This is a genomic window from Bartonella sp. OD88NMGDW, assembly GCF_042193775.1.
GTDB lineage: Bacteria > Pseudomonadota > Alphaproteobacteria > Rhizobiales > Rhizobiaceae > Bartonella > Bartonella grahamii.
The window spans coordinates 1-1196 of the sequence record NZ_JBHIMA010000052.1 but is presented as its reverse complement, the minus strand read 5'-3'; the positions used below and the strand labels follow the sequence as shown (position 1 = coordinate 1196).

2 protein-coding genes are annotated in these 1196 nt (G+C 32.9%); both read left to right on the top strand.

The annotated features are described in order from the left end of the window. Positions 1-166 precede the first annotated feature (166 nt). Positions 167-310, top strand: coding sequence for a TrwH protein (locus tag ACFIJR_RS09020; RefSeq protein WP_273791745.1), 144 nt, complete (start codon positions 167-169; stop codon positions 308-310). After that, positions 307-1059 carry a type IV secretion system protein gene (locus ACFIJR_RS09015; protein WP_375652207.1) on the top strand — a complete coding sequence of 251 codons (753 nt, stop codon included), beginning with the start codon at positions 307-309 and terminating at the stop codon, positions 1057-1059. The genes ACFIJR_RS09020 and ACFIJR_RS09015 overlap by 4 nt, the downstream gene beginning before the upstream one ends. The last annotated feature ends 137 nt before the right edge of the window (positions 1060-1196 follow it).

Sequence of the window (1196 nt, the reverse complement as noted above, 5' to 3'; positions counted from 1 at the left end):
ACAGTAAAAAATATTCGCACTGAAATTGAGCTATTTTCATAAATTAAAAAATGAAATTAAGAAAAGATCAATTATCGCAAACTATACACTTTACTTTGGTGTCAAAATTATAATAATGACAACAAACATCAGAATGCATATAATAGTAAAAAAGAGTCACATTAAAATGAAGTCGATCATTCTTGTAATTTTGATTGCAAACATTTTATCAGCTTGTGCATTAGCACCAAAGCTAAAACAGCCAAATGATAGAAACCGTGTGCCTATTAATAAAACAATCCCTGCCGAAATTAAGCGAGGAGACAGATGAAAAAGCGGTTTATTATAGCGGGAATGATCACCCTTTTGGGAATGATAAATTTAACTCTAACGTCTAACTTTAGTTGGGGTTCTGGAACTCAAGGTTCAACTGTCCAAACTCCTCCCCCTTTTCCAGAAGCAGAATATCTGAAAATTATTGATTTGTTAAAACAACAAATTAAAGCAAACGAAGACCAGATCGAAAACACGAAAAAAGTCTATCAGTCTATAACAGGAAATAAAAAAATAAAAAGAGAAGAATTATCGAAATTTTTATTAAAACATTCGCCTTTTTACCCATCTACCCACAAAACATACAAGGGTTTATATAGCAAAAACTTCAAAGGTCATCCTTATTTCGAACAGCTTATAACTGAAGTTAACGGAGAAGAGTGGAGAGTCATCCTCCCGTACATAGAACATAAAATACTATACGATATGCTTAATAAGCGTCTTCAATATAGTGGAATTGTCGATAAAGCTGTAAGTTTGCAAACTTTCCAAGATGCAGAGAACCGCTTTACACAAATTGCCGGTTTCTTAAAAGATATAGATAAAACAAAAGATCTGAGAGAAGTTTTCGAGCTGCAAACACGTATCAGAAACATGTCAGCGGTACTCCAAAATGAATATACGAAGCTACAAATGGTCAGAAATTTAAGCAATAATGAAGAGTTTCTTATCGAAATGCAAAAACGTATATTGTATAAGAGAGTTATGAACAATGCCTTCACACGTGTGCCTCAAATAAGATTTTAGCCACTAAAGCTCTTTACAAGATTTGCTTTTTTTTCATAAAAACAAAAGCCAATGTAGAAGGTTCAGTACTATCCGAACAATTCAAAGAGGCACAAAGATTTTATCAAAGCCAAGATATCGTAATGCAAATACTTGGG

Bases quoted from the DNA above. Each gene is read 5' to 3' on its own strand.
- ACFIJR_RS09020 (WP_273791745.1), top strand. From the start codon at position 167: ATGAAGTCGATCATTCTTGTAATTTTGATTGCAAACATTTTATCAGCT.
- ACFIJR_RS09015 (WP_375652207.1), top strand. From the start codon at position 307: ATGAAAAAGCGGTTTATTATAGCGGGAATGATCACCCTTTTGGGAATG.